General features: G+C 45.1%; 19 protein-coding genes and 2 tRNA genes. 18 read left to right on the top strand and 3 right to left on the bottom strand.

The window, feature by feature from the left end; translation table 11 throughout:
* The first annotated feature begins 53 nt into the window (after positions 1-53).
* Positions 54-926 (top strand): phosphoribosylaminoimidazolesuccinocarboxamide synthase, encoded by an 873-nt coding sequence (locus WKT00_RS10285; protein ID WP_101695995.1) that lies wholly within the window; start codon positions 54-56, stop codon positions 924-926.
* A gap of 249 nt (positions 927-1,175) precedes the next feature.
* Positions 1,176-1,976 (top strand): SDR family NAD(P)-dependent oxidoreductase, encoded by an 801-nt coding sequence (locus WKT00_RS10280; RefSeq protein WP_101695996.1) that lies wholly within the window; start codon positions 1,176-1,178, stop codon positions 1,974-1,976.
* Positions 1,977-2,069: 93 nt separating this feature from the next.
* Here WKT00_RS10280 and WKT00_RS10275 read toward each other — a convergent pair whose 3' ends face one another.
* Complete coding sequence (locus WKT00_RS10275; RefSeq protein WP_101695997.1) at positions 2,070-2,768, bottom strand: DUF4234 domain-containing protein; 699 nt, start codon at positions 2,766-2,768, stop codon at positions 2,070-2,072.
* 70 nt (positions 2,769-2,838) lie between these two features.
* A complete protein-coding gene (locus WKT00_RS10270; RefSeq protein WP_101695998.1) occupies positions 2,839-3,756 on the bottom strand; it encodes a LysR family transcriptional regulator in 918 nt (305 codons plus the stop codon).
* A gap of 196 nt (positions 3,757-3,952) precedes the next feature.
* Here WKT00_RS10270 and WKT00_RS10265 point away from each other — a divergent pair, with 196 nt between their 5' ends.
* The 4 genes from WKT00_RS10265 (at position 3,953) to WKT00_RS10250 (ending at position 8,881) form a co-directional block, all read left to right on the top strand.
* A complete protein-coding gene (locus WKT00_RS10265; protein ID WP_101695999.1) occupies positions 3,953-5,410 on the top strand; it encodes an SLC13 family permease in 1,458 nt (485 codons plus the stop codon).
* A gap of 60 nt (positions 5,411-5,470) precedes the next feature.
* The gene (locus WKT00_RS10260; RefSeq protein WP_101696000.1) at positions 5,471-6,733 is read left to right on the top strand and encodes an FAD-dependent oxidoreductase; all 1,263 of its coding nucleotides are present in this window, start codon (positions 5,471-5,473) and stop codon (positions 6,731-6,733) included.
* Positions 6,734-6,752: 19 nt separating this feature from the next.
* Positions 6,753-7,310: a chorismate mutase gene (locus tag WKT00_RS10255; protein ID WP_101696001.1), complete on the top strand. Its 558-nt coding sequence runs from the start codon at positions 6,753-6,755 to the stop codon at positions 7,308-7,310.
* A gap of 161 nt (positions 7,311-7,471) precedes the next feature.
* Positions 7,472-8,881 carry an alanine/glycine:cation symporter family protein gene (locus WKT00_RS10250; protein ID WP_101696002.1) on the top strand — a complete coding sequence of 470 codons (1,410 nt, stop codon included), beginning with the start codon at positions 7,472-7,474 and terminating at the stop codon, positions 8,879-8,881.
* Positions 8,882-9,013: 132 nt separating this feature from the next.
* On the opposite strand, the gene WKT00_RS10245 is transcribed toward WKT00_RS10250, so the two are convergent.
* Positions 9,014-9,382, bottom strand: a complete 369-nt coding sequence (locus WKT00_RS10245) for a VOC family protein (protein WP_101696003.1) — start codon at positions 9,380-9,382, stop codon at positions 9,014-9,016.
* A 157-nt stretch (positions 9,383-9,539) separates the two neighbouring features.
* Here WKT00_RS10245 and WKT00_RS10240 point away from each other — a divergent pair, with 157 nt between their 5' ends.
* The 12 genes from WKT00_RS10240 (at position 9,540) to WKT00_RS10185 (ending at position 17,528) form a co-directional block, all read left to right on the top strand.
* Complete coding sequence (locus WKT00_RS10240) at positions 9,540-10,058, top strand: YcxB family protein (RefSeq protein WP_101696004.1); 519 nt, start codon at positions 9,540-9,542, stop codon at positions 10,056-10,058.
* 17 nt (positions 10,059-10,075) lie between these two features.
* Positions 10,076-10,501, top strand: coding sequence for a tRNA (adenosine(37)-N6)-threonylcarbamoyltransferase complex ATPase subunit type 1 TsaE (gene tsaE / locus WKT00_RS10235; protein WP_101696022.1), 426 nt, complete (start codon positions 10,076-10,078; stop codon positions 10,499-10,501).
* The gene (tsaB, locus tag WKT00_RS10230) at positions 10,489-11,226 is read left to right on the top strand and encodes a tRNA (adenosine(37)-N6)-threonylcarbamoyltransferase complex dimerization subunit type 1 TsaB (protein WP_101696005.1); all 738 of its coding nucleotides are present in this window, start codon (positions 10,489-10,491) and stop codon (positions 11,224-11,226) included. Before tsaE ends, tsaB begins: the two co-directional genes overlap by 13 nt.
* Positions 11,207-12,241: a threonine aldolase family protein gene (locus WKT00_RS10225; protein ID WP_340263488.1), complete on the top strand. Its 1,035-nt coding sequence runs from the start codon at positions 11,207-11,209 to the stop codon at positions 12,239-12,241. The genes tsaB and WKT00_RS10225 overlap by 20 nt, the downstream gene beginning before the upstream one ends.
* Positions 12,242-12,688 carry a ribosomal protein S18-alanine N-acetyltransferase gene (rimI, locus tag WKT00_RS10220; RefSeq protein ID WP_340263486.1) on the top strand — a complete coding sequence of 149 codons (447 nt, stop codon included), beginning with the start codon at positions 12,242-12,244 and terminating at the stop codon, positions 12,686-12,688.
* 104 nt (positions 12,689-12,792) lie between these two features.
* A complete protein-coding gene (locus WKT00_RS10215; RefSeq protein WP_340263484.1) occupies positions 12,793-13,032 on the top strand; it encodes a hypothetical protein in 240 nt (79 codons plus the stop codon).
* A 28-nt stretch (positions 13,033-13,060) separates the two neighbouring features.
* Complete coding sequence (locus WKT00_RS10210) at positions 13,061-13,969, top strand: ribonuclease Z (protein WP_101696009.1); 909 nt, start codon at positions 13,061-13,063, stop codon at positions 13,967-13,969.
* A 16-nt stretch (positions 13,970-13,985) separates the two neighbouring features.
* A complete protein-coding gene (gene tsaD, locus WKT00_RS10205) occupies positions 13,986-15,014 on the top strand; it encodes a tRNA (adenosine(37)-N6)-threonylcarbamoyltransferase complex transferase subunit TsaD (RefSeq protein WP_340263481.1) in 1,029 nt (342 codons plus the stop codon).
* A gap of 51 nt (positions 15,015-15,065) precedes the next feature.
* Positions 15,066-15,785 carry a 2-C-methyl-D-erythritol 4-phosphate cytidylyltransferase gene (gene ispD / locus WKT00_RS10200; protein ID WP_340263479.1) on the top strand — a complete coding sequence of 240 codons (720 nt, stop codon included), beginning with the start codon at positions 15,066-15,068 and terminating at the stop codon, positions 15,783-15,785.
* 130 nt (positions 15,786-15,915) lie between these two features.
* A tRNA-Ser gene (locus WKT00_RS10195) sits at positions 15,916-16,001 on the top strand.
* 164 nt (positions 16,002-16,165) lie between these two features.
* Positions 16,166-17,266 (top strand): CD225/dispanin family protein, encoded by a 1,101-nt coding sequence (locus WKT00_RS10190; RefSeq protein ID WP_340263477.1) that lies wholly within the window; start codon positions 16,166-16,168, stop codon positions 17,264-17,266.
* Positions 17,267-17,439: 173 nt separating this feature from the next.
* A tRNA-Ser gene (locus WKT00_RS10185) sits at positions 17,440-17,528 on the top strand.
* Positions 17,529-17,654: the final 126 nt, after the last annotated feature.

Raw genomic sequence — 17,654 nt, 5'->3', positions numbered from 1 at the left:
AAAAATGATACGGTAAATATGTTTCAAAGAATAACGTATGCGAGGTATAGAAGATGAAAGAAATGAAACCAATCAAAGAAGGTAAAGTACGTGAGATCTATGATAATGGTGACAGCCTAATCATGGTTGCCACAGACCGCATCAGTTGTTTTGATGTTATCTTGAAAAATGAGATTACCAAGAAAGGAACCGTTCTTACACAGATGTCTAAGTTCTGGTTTGATTTGACGGAAGATATTTTGCCGAACCACATGATTTCTGTTGATGTGAAGGATATGCCGGAGTATTTCCAGCAGGATAAGTTCGATGGCAACAGTATGATGTGTCGAAAACTTAACATGCTGCCAATTGAGTGTATTGTAAGAGGATACATAACAGGAAGTGGCTGGGCAAGCTATCAGGAGACAGGAAAAGTATGCGGAATCGAGCTGCCGGAAGGTCTGAAAGAGTCTGATAAGTTGCCGGAGCCAATTTACACACCATCTACAAAAGCTGAAATCGGAGATCATGACGAAAACATTTCTTTTGAGCAGAGCATCGACCACCTGGAGAAGCAGTTCCCGGGAAAAGGACGTGAGTATGCCGAGAAGCTTAGAGACTATACGATTGCATTATATAAAAAATGTGCGGAATATGCATTGAGCAAAGGAATCATTATTGCAGATACCAAGTTTGAATTTGGACTGGATGAGGAAGGCAACATTGTAGTAGGAGATGAGATGCTGACACCGGACAGCTCCCGTTTCTGGCCGGTAGAAGGATATGAGCCGGGACATGGACAGCCATCTTTTGATAAGCAGTTTGCACGTGATTGGCTGAAAGAGAATCCGGACAATGACTGGACTCTGCCAGAGGAGATCGTAGAGAAGACGATTGGCAAATATCTTCAGGGATACAAGATGTTGACTGGAGAAGAGTTAAAATAAGAAAAGAGAATGAAAGTGAAATAGGGATCTCCCTTACTGCAGAAGCGGTTGTTTTGCGGTGAGGGAGATTTTTTTTGTATCAGAAAATAATTGATAAAATATCAATAATAATATTAAACATTGTTAATTAATAGATAACGATATTGAAATATTGAAATAATTAGAAAAATGTGATATTTTATTGATGTGGAATAGAAATAAGCCATTAAAATAAATTTAGAAAGGCAACGAGAAAGGAGAGACAGAATTATGGGATTTTTAACGGGAAAAACAGCGATTATTACAGGGGGAGGACGCTCGATATTGAGTGATGGAAGATGTGGATCGATTGGTTACGGAATTGCAACCGCATATGCAAAAGAAGGCGCGAATTTGGTTATTACCGGACGAAATATGAAAAAGCTGGAGGCAGCGAAGGAAGAGTTAGAGCGGTTGTATCAAATACAGGTTCTGCCGGTACAAGCAGATGTGTCCGCAGGTGGAAATAATGAGGAAGCGGTAGAACGCGTGGTGAAGGAAGCAATTCAGAAATTCGGTCGGATTGATGTACTGATTAATAATGCACAGGCATCCGCATCCGGAGTGACGCTGGCAGACCATACGACAGAGCAGTTTGATTTGGCGATGTATTCCGGATTATATGCCGTTTTCTATTATATGAAAGCTTGTTATCCATATTTGAAAGAGACCAAGGGAAGTGTTATTAATTTTGCATCAGGAGCAGGGCTGTTTGGAAATTACGGACAAAGCGCTTATGCAGCGGCAAAAGAAGGAATTCGTGGACTTTCCAGAGTGGCGGCAAATGAATGGGGGCCGGATGGGATCAATGTTAACATCGTTTGTCCGCTGGCGTGGACGGCGCAGCTTGAGAAGTTCTCAAGTGATTATCCGGAAGCCTTTCAGGCAAATGTGAAGACACCGCCAGTAGGGCACTTCGGTGATACGGAAAAGGAGATTGGACGTGTGTGTGTACAGTTGGCATCTCCGGATTTCAAATATATGAGTGGTGAGACGATTACCCTGGAAGGTGGTCTGGGACTTAGACCATAAAATAAAAGCATTGAGGCGTCAGTCGGATGAGCGGTTGACGTCTCAATGCTTTTTATGGTTACTCATCCAAAAAGAATGAGCAGATCGTCTTTGCTATGCAACGGCGTGGTTGATGGTATCTTGCATCAGGCAGTAGCTAACGATGCTGAGTCCGAAGATTCCAAGAAGCAGATACAGAAGTCCGGAGTTGCCGGCATTTCCTTTGATGCGGTCACAGCGTTCACCCATCTGATACATCCAGTATAAGCCGTAGATGCCGCAGGTAACAAGAGACAACAGAAATACCATACCGCCGGTAGTAGCATTTGGCTCAAGGGCAAGGACATTAACCTCGTCATTTAGCTTGATCATCCAGTAAATTCCGTAGATACCGCAGGTGACAATAGAAAGAAGGATTGCCACAGGAATGCTTCTTCTTGCGATTCCAGCGTAAGGAACGCCGCTAAAAGGCTGGTTGTAGCCATTGTTAGGCTGTCCGTTCGGAGCGCCGTTGTAATTTGGAGCACCATTGTAGTTAGGCTGTCCATTTGCATTGCTGTAATAGTTGCCGCCGGAATAATTGGAACCGGCATTTGTTCCGTTCTGATAAGTGTTGCCTGTGCTTGTGTTATAGTTGTAATTATAATTGTAGTTTGGATCGTTTGCTGCATTGTTAGAAGCTGTGCTGTTTGCTGTCGTGTTGTCTGCGCTTGCGCCAGCCATATTCTGGTTTTCCGGTAAAGGTGCGCCGCATTCTTTACAGAATTTTTCTGTATCGTTACACTGCGCGCCGCATTTGGTACAATATTTCATTTGAAAAATCCTCCTAATTGTAATGAATATCTAAAATATGTATTTATAGTAACATATTTTAGAGGGTAATTCACTCTTTTTCTGTTTCAAATTGTGTTTTAAAGTCATATTGCTGAACGTATTCGGTAAAAGACCGGATGGGCGGATATTCCAGCAGTTCGTTCAAGGTTACATAATAGATGGTGCGGGGGATGTATTCTTCTAAAGGAATGATGGCAGTAGCCTCTGTTTTTAATGCCTGGGCAATAGAATTAGAAGAAAATCCGATACCAAGATTCTGGGCAGCCAGTTTCATTACGAAGTCGGATTGGCTTGTCTCGCAGATCATGGATGGTGCAACCCCATAATGGTCAAATGCCTGAATGAAATTTTTGTGAACGGAAGATTCTTTCGCGGGCATAATGATGGGCTGTTCGTGGAGTTCTTTCAAGGAGAGTGAACGTTTAGAGGCAAAAGGGTGTTTGGAGGGAACAACTGCGACAAAGTGGTCATCCAGAATTTTGTGGCAGAAAAGTTCTTCGTGGTTTTTCAGTGCGTTTTCGATTCCTAAAAGAAATGCAGCATTGATAGAGCGTGCATATAGCATCTCCAGAAGTTTTTTGCTTCCGTTTACTTTCAGGGAATAGGTGATTCCCGGATGTGTTTCCTGGTAATCAGAAATGACTTTTGCAAGATCCAGATATCCGGCAATCCACAGAAGTCCCAGGTGAAGTGTTCCGCCTTGAAGAAGGCTGTATTTTTCCATCAGATCAGAAAGCTGCTCTTTTTCATTTAAGATCCGTTTTGCAGATTGGACGAATTGTTCTCCGGCATCTGTCAGGGTGACAGACTTGGAATGGCGGACAAAGAGCGGAATGCCAAGTTCCTTCTCCAAATTGATAATCTGCTGGGACAAAGAGGGCTGAGAGAGATACAATTTTTTCGCGGCTGCAGATATACTTTTTTCGTTGGCAACTTCCAGTACGTAACGAAGTTGGTGGAATTGCATAAAAAGACCTCCTTTTGTATGTTTAAACGTTCCTGTCATTATGCAAGTATACGAAAATAATCCATGCTATAGGATTTTCCTATAGAAAACATAATATACTAATACTTTACAAATAACAATAGATGAAATATTATAAAGTTGGTTAAAAAATTAGCAATGGATCATTGTAAAGGAATGAGAAGAAAGGAGAATGATTATGGCTAAGAAAAATACAAAAGCAAATATCATTCTTGTTCTGGCATTGGTTGTGATGTTCGGGGCAAGATTGCTTCCGGGGGCAGGAGGATTGTCCGCAGATGCGGTTGCAGTTCTGGGTGTGTTCTTCGGATCTCTGATCATGTGGATCGGAATTTCCATTGATTGGCCGAGTATGATTACTCTGCTGGCGTTAGGACTTCTTCCGGTGTTTGGTTTTGGACCGACATTTGTGGGAGCATTTGGAAATACAACGGTTGCATTTTTGATCTTTACATTTATGTTGGTATATCCGCTTTCTAAGACGAATTTTGTAAGACGGTGTACCATTTCATTTATTACGAATAAAATTGCAAGAAAAGGACCATGGCATTTTATCTGTGTTCTGTTTGCAGCAGTGACATTTATGGGATTGTTTATCTCACCATCTGTTTTGTTTGTAGCATTTATGCCATTTTTGGAAGATATTTTCCAGGTGCTGGAAGTGAAAAAGGGTGGAAAAACCGGAAACCTGATGATGATGGGAACCGCATTTTGTATCAGCCTGTCTTCTGGTATGACAGCAATCGGACACGTATGGCCGACCATGGCGATTGGCTATTATACAGCGGCAACGGGAAAGGATGTCAATCAGTTCCAGTATATGGCAATGGGAATTCCGGCTGGTATTCTGCTGATTATCCTGCTGATTCTGGTATTTCGTTTCATTTATCGCCCAGATGATGTAAATGATATTTGTCCGGAGAAGGCAATGAGTCTTCGTGGAACGGTTCCGGCAGCTGATAAAAAGGAGAAGATTATTCTTAGTGTTATGCTGCTTACCGTACTTCTGTGGGTAGCGCCAAGCTTAGTAAAAGGTGTACTTCCAGATCTGTATGCGACGGTAAATGGATGGTCTACCGCAATGCCGCCGCTTCTTGGTTGTGTACTGCTCTTTATTTTCCAGGTGGACGGAGAACGGATTATGAACTTTAAAGAGGTGACAAGCAAAGGTGTGCTGTGGGGAAGTATTCTGATGACTGCAGCAGCAACACAGCTTGGCTCCTGTCTGACCAATGAAGAGATCGGAATCAGCTCCTGGCTGACTAGCGTGCTTGAGCCGTTGACTGGAAATCTTCCGGTAATCGGATTGATCCTGTTCTTTATGACATGGGCAGTAGTAGAAACCAATTTCTCTTCTAATATCGTGACAACGACGGTAGTAAGCGCTGTAGCGTTGTCTGTGTTGACTGCACTTCCGGAAGGAAGCGTCAATGTGGCGGTAGTTGTATGTATGGTTGGATTTGCGGCTGGAATCTGTAACATGACGCCGGCTGGCCAGAGTACGGTCAATACGGTTGCTATTGGATCCGGCTGGACGGATACCAAGTCTATGTTCGTGTGGGGCGGTGTGTTTGCCGTGATGGCAATTTTGGTGCTGAGTTTTGTTGCATACCCGATTGGTACATTGGTAATGTAGGAAATGTAGGAACAGTCAGTGACCAGCAAGAAGTGTGTGAAATGAGGAGATAGAACAATCATGGTGGAAAGATGTTATCCGTTTGATGTGGCGGTTGTCGGCGGAGGAACCGCCGGTGTGGCAGCGGCGGTTGGAGCCAGCCGCACTGGAGCGCGGACGGTATTAATTGAACGCAGTCCCTATTTGGGCGGAGAGGCAACGAATTCCGGCGTGGCAGCATTCTGTGGGTTTTATACCTGTGGAGAGAATCCGGTGAAGGTGGTTGCCGGTGTCGGAGATCTGGTGCTTCAGGAGATGGAAAGTCTGGGACCTACTTTGGAGTATGTAGTGTCTGCGACAGGAAATAAGAATATTAATTTCCAGCCGGAGTATCTGAAATGTGCGCTGGATAACCTGGTGGAGAAGGAGGGGGTGGAGCTTCTTCTTCACACCAGTCTGATCGACGTAAAGGTAAAGGATGGTCGAATTCAAAGCCTTCAGTGTATGGATGATGAGGGAGCTTTCACCGTCGAGGCGGACTGCTTCGTAGACGCCAGTGGCGATGCGGCGCTTGCACATCTTGCCGGGGCCAATACGCTCTGGGGCGATGAAGAAGGAAGGGTACAGGTAGCAACATTGCCGTTTCGTTTAAGTGGTGTGGATACGTCCAAAGATATGACGCCTGCGGCAGTTGAGCAGGCAGTGATCCGGGCCAAGGAAGCGGGAATTCCATTTCTTACGAAAGAAAGGGGATTTGTACTTCGCAAAGAGGGTTCGAGTACGGTGTCGGTGCTGCTCCCAAGTGTTATGCCGACAGGGATTTCGGCGAAAGAGATGACGCAAATGGAGCGTGAAACGAGACGGCAGGTTCTTTCTTATGTAAAGGCACTTAGGGAATATATGCCGGGAATGGAACATGCTGAACTTGCAGTGATCGGACCGGCAATCGGTCTTCGGGAGACTAGAAGGATTTGCGGAAAAGACAGGATTACGGCAGAGGATGTTCTGGGCAGGAGGAAACGGCCGGACACTGTGGCAAGAGGTGGTTGGAAGCCTGAGATCCACAAGGATGTTAATAAGATGGGCACGTATATGGAAGTAGAAGGCGGAAGCTATTTTGATATTCCGCTTGGTGCATTGCAGTCAGAGAGTTTTGAAAATCTTTATGGCGCGGGAAGAATGATTTCCTCAGATGATGCAGCATTTGCAGCGGTGCGTGTCATGGGAACTTGTTTTGCAACAGGACATGGCGCGGGTGTGGCAGCTGCATGGCAGGCGCTTCACGGGACAGCTGAAGTGGTAAAGATACAAGAGGAGTTAAGACGGCAAGGAGCTTTAGTCTGATTTTCGGGGGTATGAGAAAATGACATTAGAGGAGATTCGGGTACAAATTGACGCAGTGGATACACAGATGAAGCCTCTCTTTTTAAAACGTATGGAGTGCGCAGGATGCGTGGCAGAGACAAAGAGAGAGACTGGCGGAGACGTGTTCGTCCTGGAGCGGGAATTGGCAATTATTGAAAAACGCGCAGGAGATGTAGCGCCGGAAGTCCGAGATGAGTATGTGATGTTCTTGCGGCATTTGATGAGTGTAAGCCGCAGATACCAGTACGGGATTTTGACGGAGAAGCAGGATCGGGTGCTTGCGGAAGCGCTGGAGGCGGCAGGATTGTCGGCAGAAAAAGAGCACTCTCAGATTGAGATCGCGTTTGCGTGCGATGCGGAGGCAAGCGACTTTAACTTGTTTGTGAATATGGCGAAATTAAACCAGATTTCGATTATTTCTCTGAACTTAGAGACGGAAGAGGGAAGACAGAAAATCAGAATGATTTTGAAAGGGAATTTGAAGGATCAGAAGATGCGGCAGCTGCTGTGTCAGATTGGAAAAGAAGCAGAAGGATTCCAGATAGTTGGAATGTAAATTGAAATGGGGACGGAGGTTTTTTCAAAAAACCTCCGTCCCCATTTCATTTTTACCCTGTCCCTAATAGAATAGTTGCTGACAAAATGCCTGTATATATGCTATAATTGGCGTGCTGTGTAAGATGATGCACAAATATAGTACAGAGAGGAAAAGAGGGAATGCAGATTAATGACATTTTGACGCAGATTAACGATTTCATGTACACGTATGTACTGATCATCCTGCTGGTGTTTGTAGGAGTTTATTTTACGATCAGAACACGTGGCGTGCAGCTACGACTTTTGAAAGATGGATTAAAGTCGCTGCTGGAGAAAGCGGGAGAAGATGAGCAGGGTAAAAAGAAGGTATCGTCCTTCCAGGCGCTGATGATTTCAACAGCTTCCCGTGTAGGAACTGGTAATATCGCAGGAATTGCAACTGCAATTGCGGCAGGAGGTCCGGGAGCCGTATTTTGGATGTGGCTGATGGCAGTAATTGGAGGCGCATCCGCCTTTATTGAAAGTACACTGGCACAGATTTACAAAGTAAAAGAAGGCGGCGAGTTCCGAGGGGGTCCATCCTATTATATGGAGCGTGCGCTTGGCAAACGTTCCTTAGGTGTTCTGTTTTCAGTTCTGCTGATTATCTGTTTTGCATATGGATTTAACGGATTACAGTCTTTTAATATGTCGTCCGCGCTGGAATACTATATTCCAAATTATTCTGATTCCATGTATCCGATGCTGGTAGGAGCAATCCTTGCAGTAGCAACAGGTTTAGTAATCTGGGGAGGCGTGCACAGAATCGGATTTATCAGTTCAGTGATCGTTCCGATCATGGCAACAGCCTACATTCTGATTGGAATCGTAACAATGATTATGCATGCAGGCGAGATTCCGCACGTATTTGCTGTCATTATGGAAAATGCATTTGATTTTCAGGCAATAGCCGGTGGTCTTGCAGGAAGCGCTGTCGTAATTGGTATTAAGCGTGGATTGTTCTCAAATGAGGCAGGTATGGGGAGTGCTCCAAATGCATCCGCATCCGCAGATGTAGAGCATCCGATAAAGCAGGGGCTGGTACAGGCTATTTCTGTATTTATTGATACACTTCTGATCTGCTCTAGTACGGCAATGATGCTGCTGGTATCTGGAGTAGAAGGAGAAGCTGGCGTATTGGATGGAATTCCGTATGTACAGCAGGCGATTAGTTCCAATGTGGGACAGTGGGGAATTCATTTTATTACATTCTCCATTTTTGCATTTGCGTTCAGCAGTTTGATTGGAAACTACTATTATGCAGAGTCCAACATTCGCTTTATCAAAAATGATAAGAAGGTATTATTCGTATTTAGAATTACGTGTATTGTGGCAATTTTCCTGGGTGCTCAGGCGGATTTCTCACTGGTATGGAACTTGGCAGACATCACGATGGGATGTATGGCAATTGTCAATATTATAGCGATCTTCTTATTAAGAAATATTGCATGCAAAGCACTTCGCAATTATGAAGAGCAGAAAAAAGCCGGAAAGAATCCAGTATTCAAGGCGGCTGATATCGGACTTTATAACACTGATGTGTGGAAATAGGTTTCCGTGGAACGGATAAGAGGAAAAGAAAAAGTGAAATAGAAAGAAACCACTGGTTTTATGAGGGGTATATCGCTCATAAAGCTAGTGGTTTCTTTTGTTATTTATTACTTGGGAAAGATGTTTGTTTCTTTACTGCGCCGGACAGATTTCAATCCAGTATCCATCCGGATCGTTGATAAAGTAAATCCCCATATCCGGATTTTCAAAGCAGACGCAGTCCATTTCTTTGTGGAGTTTAAGCGCCGTGTCCATATCATCCGTTTGAAGGGCGAGGTGGAATTCGTTGTCCCCCAGATTATATGGCCGGTCCATGTCGCGAAGCCAAGTCAGCTCCAGAAGATGGGGCGTGGTTTGATCGCCCATGAACACAAGCTTGAAGCTGCCGTCTTCGGCTTCGGTCTCCCTGGTAATGGTAAGACCAAGCGCCTTTTTGTAGAATTCGATGGATTTTTCCAAATCCAGTACATTGATGTTGTTATGATAGAAATGAAAGTTCATAAGGGTTTCCTCCTGTAGTTTATTTGGTATAAAAATAAGTATAACATCAGTGGCAGAAGAAAAAAAGATATGTTATAATATTCGGAAAAGATGAAATCCGGAAGATGACAAAGGATAAAGCAAGAAGCGAAAAGAAAATATACAGGAGGGTATAAAGATGCCGATAAAAATTGAAGTGAAAATGGATTCAGAGTCTATGGCGGAATTTATGATATACCATATTTACACAGGGATGTCAGGGATTCTAGCGCTGGTGTTAGGGTTTTTGAATGTGGGATTTACGATTTCCTTCGTTATGAGAGGAAATTATCTGCTGGCGGGAGTATTTTTGATTTTCGTAGCAGTAATACTGTTCTTATTCCCGCGCTTTATTAAGAAGAGTGTGACAAAGCAGATGGAGAATTCTAAACTTACCAATCCGGTAATCTATGAGTTTGATGAAAATGGTGTGAGGACAAAGGCGGAAGATGATGAAGAAGGCAAGTTCCTTGCGTGGTCTGGTTTTAAAAAGGCAATTTCAAGAAAGCGGATTGTGATTTTGTACGATACGCAGAAACGTGCTGTCATTCTTCCGATTGAACAGATGGGAGAAGATTATGCGGCAGTGACAGATTTGATCGCTGCAAAGATGCCGGCATCCGCAGTGCGGATCCGTCGTGGAGATGGGAAGAAGTAGAGAGGATGAAGGAAACGATGATTCTGGAAAGCAGAAGCGAGAAAGAGACCTATGAATTGGGTGTAAAGATTGGCCGTCAGGCAAAAGCGGGTCAGGTTTACACGCTGGTAGGAGATCTTGGCGTTGGTAAGACCGTATTTACGAAAGGACTGGCGGCAGGACTGGAGATCGAAGAACCGGTCAGCAGCCCGACGTTTACAATTGTGCAGGTTTATGAAGAAGGGCGTCTGCCCTTCTATCATTTTGATGTTTATCGGATTGGCGACGTGGAAGAGATGGAAGAGATCGGATACGAAGATTATATTTATGGTGAAGGCGTCAGTTTGATCGAGTGGGCGAATCTGATTGAAGAGATTTTGCCGGAACATTATACAGAGATACGAATTGAGAAAGACCTGGAACAGGGATTTGATTATCGGAGGATTGAAGTATGCGAATATTAGCATTGGACAGTTCAGGACTGGTGGCAAGCGTTGCCGTGGTGGAGGGAAACACCAGAGAAAGCCAGACGATTGCAGAATATACTATGAATTATAAGAAGACACATTCCCAGACACTTCTGCCTATGCTAGATGAAGTGGCGAAGATGACGGAATTGGATTTGAAAAGTATCGATGCGATTGCAGTCGCAGCAGGGCCGGGCTCCTTTACCGGACTTCGGATTGGCTCGGCGACGGCAAAAGGCTTGGGGCTTGCTCTTGATAAGCCGCTGATTCATATTCCGACACTGGAAGGGATGGCGTATAATCTCTGCGGAACGGCGGACATCGTGTGTCCGATTATGGATGCCAGAAGAAGACAGGTCTATACAGGAATTTATACGTTTGAGGGTGACAAGCTGAAGGTGCTGGAAGATCAGATGGTGATTGGAATTGAAGAACTAGGGGAAAAGCTTCAGAAGTATGAAGGGAAAATCGTGTTTTTGGGAGATGGAGTGCCGGTTTTCCGAGAGGATTTAACAGAGAGAATTTTAAAAGATAGAGAAATATGGTTCGCGCCGGCGCAGATGAATCGGCAGCGGGCGGCATCGGTAGGAAGCCTGGCGCTTTGGTATTATGAAGCTGGGAAGGTGGAGACGGCAGCAGAGCATCAGCCGGACTATCTAAGGGTATCCCAGGCAGAACGAGAGAGAAAGGAGAGACTTGGTCATGATTCGGTTTCAATGTGATTATGCAGAGGGAGCGCATCCATTGATTTTGCAGAAAATGGCGGAGACAAACGAAGAACAGACAGTTGGGTATGGAAATGATCCTTATTGCGAGCGCGCAAGAAAGAAGATCCGTACGCTGTGTGATGCGCCAGAGGCGGATGTTCATTTTTTGGTGGGAGGAACCCAGACGAATTTTACAGTCATTCGTTCGATTCTTCGCCCGCATCAAGGAGCAGTTGCGGCCAATACAGGTCATATCAATGTGCATGAGACGGGAGCGGTAGAGGCGACCGGACATAAGGTGCTTCCACTTCCGAGTGAGGATGGGAAGATTACGGCGGATCAAGTGAGGGAGTATTACGAAGCACATTGGCAGGATGCGGATCACGAGCATATGGTTCAGCCGGGGATGGTTTATATTTCGCACCCAACAGAAAATGGAACGTTATATAGTAAAGAAGAGCTGAAGGCTCTTTACGAGGTCTGCCAAGAATTGGGACTTCCGCTGTTTTTGGATGGAGCAAGATTGGGATATGGAGTCATGTCGGAAGCGTCTGAACTTGGACTTGCAGATATTGCAGCATTTACGGATGTGTTTTATATAGGCGGAACAAAGGTGGGCGCCTTATTTGGCGAGGCGGTTGTGATTACAAATCCTGCATTGAAAAAGGATTTCCGCTATTTGATCAAGCAAAGCGGCGGTATGCTGGCGAAAGGTCGTCTTTTGGGGATCCAGTTTGACGTATTGTTTACCGATGATTTGTATTTTCGGATATCAGATCATGCAGACCGGCTGGCTATGCGCCTGAAAGAAGCATTTGTGAAGAAGGGCTATGCACTTCGTTATGATTCTTATACAAATCAGCAGTTCCCGATTCTTCCGGATGAACATCTGGAGAAGCTGAAGGAAAAATATTCCTTTGGATTCTGGGAACGCATGGATGCTTCCCGTTGTGCGGTTCGTTTCTGTACAAGCTGGGCGACGAAGGAAGAGGCTGTGGAAGAGCTGATTCGAGATATCGAGGTACTGTAAATGTGGGAAGTAAAGGGGCTTGAGGAGACGGACCTTCCGAGGATTGCAGACCTGGAGCTGGCGATCTTTCCGGATGCGTGGAGTCTTCCGGCACTGCGGGAGAGCCTGCATCAGAAGAGCCGGACCTGGCTTGGCGGGATTTGGCTAGATGGTTTGTTGATCGGATATGTCATCTTTTATTATGTACTGGATGAGGGCGAGATTGCCCGGGTTGCAGTAGATCCGGCGTATCGAAGGAAAGGGGCTGCAGCCCGGCTGCTTCATGCGGTGGAAGATTTCTGTGAAGAGAAGGGAATTGACCGCCTGATGCTGGAAGTTCGTAAGAGCAATGTGCCGGCCATTTCCTTTTATAGAGAGTACGGATTTGCAGAAGATGGAATTCGAAAAAACTATTATAAAAATCCAGTGGAAGACGCGGTGCTGATGAGCCGGAAGGCTGGCAGATAACTGGCAGTGTTGACATGGATTCCCAATAGGAATATGCGGATTAGAAAGTTATAATATAGGCGTAACAGAAGGTGAAAGAAAAGGATTCACACAGGAGGAATTGTATGCGCCAGTATCATAGAATTGTAAAAGAAACACAGGAACTTTACACCATCGTTTGCAACTGCTGCGGGAAAAGGATTCCGGTGATCGAAGGGGTTCCGGCGGAGGATGTGCTGGAAGTGGAAAAGCGTTGGGGCTATGCGTCAGGCAAAGATAATCAGGTTCATCGGTTTGAACTTTGCGAAGATTGCTATGATGAGATGGTGAGATGTTTTCGGGTAAAACCGGAAGGTTGGAGCTAGAAGGGAAAATAAAGGACAGAGGTAAAATATGTTAGATGTATGTTTGTTAGGAACTGGCGGTATGATGCCGCTTCCGTACCGTTGGCTGACTGCGCTGATGGTCAGATACAATGGGAGTAGTTTGTTGATTGACTGCGGCGAGGGAACGCAGATTGCGATCAAAGAAAAAGGCTGGAGTTTTAAGCCGATTGATGTGATCTGTTTTACTCATTTTCACGGGGATCATATCAGCGGACTGCCGGGGCTTTTGCTCACGATGGGAAATGCGGATCGCACAGAGCCGTTGACGCTGATTGGGCCAAAAGGTCTAGAGCGTGTGGTAAATGCACTTCGTGTGATTGCTCCGGAACTGCCGTTTGCTATCAAATGTATTGAAATTACGGAACCGATGCAGACTTTTGAGATGAACGGTTATCGGTTGAAGGCATTCCGTGTTAATCACAATGTGACGTGCTATGGATATACAATGGAAGTGGATCGCGCTGGAAAGTTTGATGTGGAGAGAGCCAATGCATCTGCGATCCCACAGCGTTTCTGGGGAATGCTTCAGAAGGGAGAGACGGTGGAAGATGGAGGCAACGTCTACACGCCGGATATGGTGCTTGGTCCTGCACGAAAGGGAATTAAGTTGACTTACTGTACCGATACGCGGCCGACAGATTCTATTCGGGAAAATGCGGCCGGTGCAGATTTGTTCATCTGTGAAGGAATGTATGGAGAGAAGGATAAACAGAAAAAGGCGAGAGAGTATAAGCACATGACTTTTTATGAGGCGGCACAGCTTGCGAAAGACGCTGGGGTCAAAGAAATGTGGCTGACGCACTATAGCCCGTCCCTGATCAAACCGGAAGAATATATGGATGAGGTAAGGGCGATCTTCCCGGCATCTGTAGCGGCAAAGGATCGTCGAACTGTCGAGCTGGTATTTGAGGATTAGGAAGAAGGATATGGATATGAGTGATAAAAAAGAAGTGTTGATTCTTGCAATCGAAAGTTCCTGCGATGAGACGGCTGCGGCTGTGGTTCGAAATGGGAGAGAAGTGCTGTCAAATGTGATTTCTTCGCAGATTGCGCTTCATACCCTGTACGGGGGCGTAGTGCCGGAGATTGCATCCAGGAAGCATATTGAGAAGATTAATCAGGTGGTTGAGGCTGCGCTTGCAGAGGCAGATGTAACGTTGGCTGATATTGATGCCATTGGCGTGACCTATGGACCGGGATTAGTGGGAGCGCTTTTGGTGGGCGTTGCGGCTGCGAAAGCAATTGCCTACGCGGCGGGAAAGCCACTGATAGGGGTTCACCACATTGAAGGGCATATTGCGGCTAATTTTATTGAACACAAAGAATTGGAGCCGCCATTTTTCTCATTGGTAGTATCTGGCGGACATACGCATCTGGTAAGAGTGAAGGATTACGGACAATTTGATATTATCGGCAGAACCAGAGATGACGCGGCGGGCGAAGCCTTTGATAAGGTGGCAAGAGCGATCGGTCTTGGGTATCCGGGAGGTCCGAAAATTGACAAAGTGGCAAAAGAGGGAAATCCAGAAGCGATTTCTTTCCCGCGTGCACATGTGGAAGATGCCCCGTATGATTTCAGCTTTAGTGGCGTGAAGTCGGCTGTGCTGAATTACATTAATGGATGTCAGATGAAAGGGGAAGTTTATTCTCAGGCAGATGTGGCTGCAGCGTTTCAAAAGGCGGTGACCGATGTACTTGTGGCAAATGCTATGCATGCAGTGGAAGAGTATCAGGTGGATAAGCTTGCAATCGCAGGAGGAGTTGCGTCCAACAGCGCACTTCGCGAAGCGATGAAAACAGCGTGTGAGGCGAAAGGTGTGGAATTCTACTATCCGTCTCCGATTTATTGCACGGACAATGCGGCGATGATCGGTGTGGCGGCTTATTACGAATATTTGAGCGGCACACGTCACGGATGGGACCTGAATGCAGTGCCTAACTTGAAACTGGGGGAACGGTAACGTTAGGAGAATGGTGACGGTAAGAGAAGGTAGAACCAGGAGAACGAGATAATGACAAAGCATGGGAAGAAAAAGTGTACAGCAATTGTGCTTGCGGCAGGACAGGGCCGGCGGATGGGCAGTGCTGTGCAGAAACAATATATTGAGTTGGAAGGGAAACCGCTGATTTACTACACATTGCAGACGTTTGAGAAATCGGAAGTGATCGACGATGTGATATTGGTGGTAGGACCAGGCCAGATTGCATATGTTCAGGAAGAAATTCTGGATCCCTATCATATAGAAAAGGTTCACACTATTGTGGAAGGCGGGAAGGAGCGTTATGAGTCGGTCTTTAGAGGACTTCGGGCGGTAAAGGATTCAGAATGCTATGTGTTTATCCATGATGGAGCCAGAATGTTTGTAGATGAGGCGATTCTGCAAAGAGGCTATGAGTATGTAGAAAAATATGGCGCCTGTGTAGCAGGAATGCCAAGCAAAGATACGGTCAAGATGGTGGATGAAGAGAATTTTGCAGTGTCAACTCCCGACCGGAGATTTGTATGGACGGTGCAGACACCTCAGGTGTTTGAATATTCTTTAATAGAGGAAGCATATTCCAAGCTGATGAAGGAAGAGGGGATTCAGGTGACAGATGATGCAATGGTGGCGGAGCAGATGCTGGGAGTGTCGGTCAGATTGTTTGAAGGTTCCTACAGGAATCTAAAGATTACAACACCGGAAGATTTGGAAATTGCGGGAACATTTCTGCAGAATGCTTCTGCTAGTTAAAGGTTTTCTAGCATTTTTAAACAAGCTTCTGAACAAGATGAGTAAAATGAGAAAATAAAGCTTGACGAGGATCACTTTTTGTGCTATGATTAATTACGTTGCTGAACAAGTGACAGAAAAGTGAATACGTGGAGAGGTATCGAAGTGGTCATAACGAGGCGGTCTTGAAAACCGTTTGTCCGAGAGGGCGCGTGGGTTCGAATCCCACCCTCTCCGCTGAAAAAAAGAGTTCTGTTTTCAGAACTCTTTTTTGTTATCTATTCCTGTTTAAATGTTCGGAAAATTCTGTAAAATCTTATTGCGAAATGCGTGTTTTTATATTATATTAATCTAAAGTGCTTTATGCAGAATTGTACAGCTTGAGGAAGGAGAAGAAGTTTATGAAATGTAAGTTTTGCAGAAATGATGTGCCGGATGGAGCAAAGATCTGTCCAACATGTGGTTCTGTTGTTGAACCAGAGAATATGTCCGCTGCGGAGAACCAGGGGGAGGGGAATCCGAATGCAGAAGGAACAGCATCTTCGGCGCAGGGAGATTTTGGATATCAGTATGGCGCGCCAGATCAGGGAATGAACGGACAGAATAATTACAACCAGCAGGGGTATAATCAACAAGGATATGGTCAGCCGGGCAAACCAGTTAATGGAACTCCGTACATGATCTTTTCTATTTTGGCTACGCTGCTTTGTTGTCTGCCGCTTGGTATCGCGGGAATTGTGTATGCAAGCCGAATTAATTCGCTGCAGAGATCTGGGGATTATGCTGGGGCGCAGGCTGCCGCAAAAAAAGCGAGATTATTTACCATTATCAGTGCAGTTATTGGTTTGGTTGGAAGTATCATCTATGGAGTGTTTGTCTTTAAAGCTGCAAGTGAGGAAGTTCCATCCACTGTAATTTCGGATGATTTTGCTGAAGAAGATCTTGATGATCAGCCGGATGCTGATGAAGGGAAGAAGCCAGCGGCTAAGCCGGCAGAAGCAAGTGATGAACTTGGAGCAAACTGGGATAGTTATACAGTACAGATTAACGATACAGTTTTGACACTTCCATGTACAGTAGAAGATCTGGAAGCAACAGGTCTGAAATTGGATACGGAAGATACGCCGGAAGAATATGTTGTAAATCCGGGTGAATACACATTGGCATATTTTGAAAGTGGCGATGATGAGCTCATGGTACATTTGGTAAATATGACTGATGGAACCCAGACTGCAAAAGAGTGTCTGGTGGGCGGAATCTCTGTAGATGAATATATGATTGATGATGGTGGGTTCAGTGTGGTATTCCCAGGAGGAATTACCATTGGAACTGGTAAAGCTGATGTGGTAGAGGCATACGGAGCGACCGAAGAAGTGTATGAAGGAGACAGTCTTCATATGTATACATGGTATGCGGAAGACAGTTATTTCAAAAATTGCGAAATCGATTTTGATGCGGAAACAGAATTGGTACAGGGAATGAATCTGACTTGTTACGAGTAGAAGTTCCTGTGAGTTTAATCTTTTAAATGTCAATTTGGGACGGAGTTTTTTGAAAAAAACTCCGTCCCAAATTGTATCAAGAAGACTTTTGGAACTAATACTCGAAAAAAGTTGAAAAAGGTACTTGACAGGAAGCTGCAATAAAGGCTATAATGTCAATCGTGCTTACGCAAGGAGAAATACCCAAGAGGCTGAAGGGGCTCCCCTGGAAAGGGAGTAGGTCGTTAATAGCGGCGCGAGGGTTCAAATCCCTCTTTCTCCGTTTGTTGGGAATTAAATTCTTATTTGAAAGTTCATTAAAAAATGTTCAAAAAAATATGAAAAAAGTTCTTGACATAAAACGACAGAAATGTTATTATGATTTAGCTGACTCACGAGAGACAGCAAT

The sequence above is a fragment of the Dorea sp. ICN-14282 genome, assembly GCF_037890115.1.
GTDB classification, from domain to species: Bacteria; Bacillota; Clostridia; order Lachnospirales; family Lachnospiraceae; genus Dorea_B; species Dorea_B phocaeensis.
This window is presented reverse-complemented; position numbering and strand designations above follow the sequence as displayed.

What these genes read in the sequence shown, in the direction of transcription:
- tsaD (WP_340263481.1), top strand. Translation starts at nt 13,986, where the DNA reads ATGAGTGATAAAAAAGAAGTGTTGATTCTTGCAATCGAAAGTTCCTGC.
- WKT00_RS10280 (WP_101695996.1), top strand. Translation starts at nt 1,176, where the DNA reads ATGGGATTTTTAACGGGAAAAACAGCGATTATTACAGGGGGAGGACGC.
- WKT00_RS10240 (WP_101696004.1), top strand. Translation starts at nt 9,540, where the DNA reads ATGCCGATAAAAATTGAAGTGAAAATGGATTCAGAGTCTATGGCGGAA.
- WKT00_RS10190 (WP_340263477.1), top strand. Translation starts at nt 16,166, where the DNA reads ATGAAATGTAAGTTTTGCAGAAATGATGTGCCGGATGGAGCAAAGATC.
- tsaB (WP_101696005.1), top strand. Translation starts at nt 10,489, where the DNA reads ATGCGAATATTAGCATTGGACAGTTCAGGACTGGTGGCAAGCGTTGCC.
- WKT00_RS10270 (WP_101695998.1), bottom strand. Translation starts at nt 3,756, where the DNA reads ATGCAATTCCACCAACTTCGTTACGTACTGGAAGTTGCCAACGAAAAA.
- WKT00_RS10210 (WP_101696009.1), top strand. Translation starts at nt 13,061, where the DNA reads ATGTTAGATGTATGTTTGTTAGGAACTGGCGGTATGATGCCGCTTCCG.
- tsaE (WP_101696022.1), top strand. Translation starts at nt 10,076, where the DNA reads ATGATTCTGGAAAGCAGAAGCGAGAAAGAGACCTATGAATTGGGTGTA.
- WKT00_RS10245 (WP_101696003.1), bottom strand. Translation starts at nt 9,382, where the DNA reads ATGAACTTTCATTTCTATCATAACAACATCAATGTACTGGATTTGGAA.
- WKT00_RS10275 (WP_101695997.1), bottom strand. Translation starts at nt 2,768, where the DNA reads ATGAAATATTGTACCAAATGCGGCGCGCAGTGTAACGATACAGAAAAA.
- ispD (WP_340263479.1), top strand. Translation starts at nt 15,066, where the DNA reads ATGACAAAGCATGGGAAGAAAAAGTGTACAGCAATTGTGCTTGCGGCA.
- WKT00_RS10285 (WP_101695995.1), top strand. Translation starts at nt 54, where the DNA reads ATGAAAGAAATGAAACCAATCAAAGAAGGTAAAGTACGTGAGATCTAT.
- WKT00_RS10225 (WP_340263488.1), top strand. Translation starts at nt 11,207, where the DNA reads ATGATTCGGTTTCAATGTGATTATGCAGAGGGAGCGCATCCATTGATT.
- WKT00_RS10250 (WP_101696002.1), top strand. Translation starts at nt 7,472, where the DNA reads ATGCAGATTAATGACATTTTGACGCAGATTAACGATTTCATGTACACG.
- rimI (WP_340263486.1), top strand. Translation starts at nt 12,242, where the DNA reads ATGTGGGAAGTAAAGGGGCTTGAGGAGACGGACCTTCCGAGGATTGCA.
- WKT00_RS10265 (WP_101695999.1), top strand. Translation starts at nt 3,953, where the DNA reads ATGGCTAAGAAAAATACAAAAGCAAATATCATTCTTGTTCTGGCATTG.
- WKT00_RS10260 (WP_101696000.1), top strand. Translation starts at nt 5,471, where the DNA reads ATGGTGGAAAGATGTTATCCGTTTGATGTGGCGGTTGTCGGCGGAGGA.
- WKT00_RS10215 (WP_340263484.1), top strand. Translation starts at nt 12,793, where the DNA reads ATGCGCCAGTATCATAGAATTGTAAAAGAAACACAGGAACTTTACACC.
- WKT00_RS10255 (WP_101696001.1), top strand. Translation starts at nt 6,753, where the DNA reads ATGACATTAGAGGAGATTCGGGTACAAATTGACGCAGTGGATACACAG.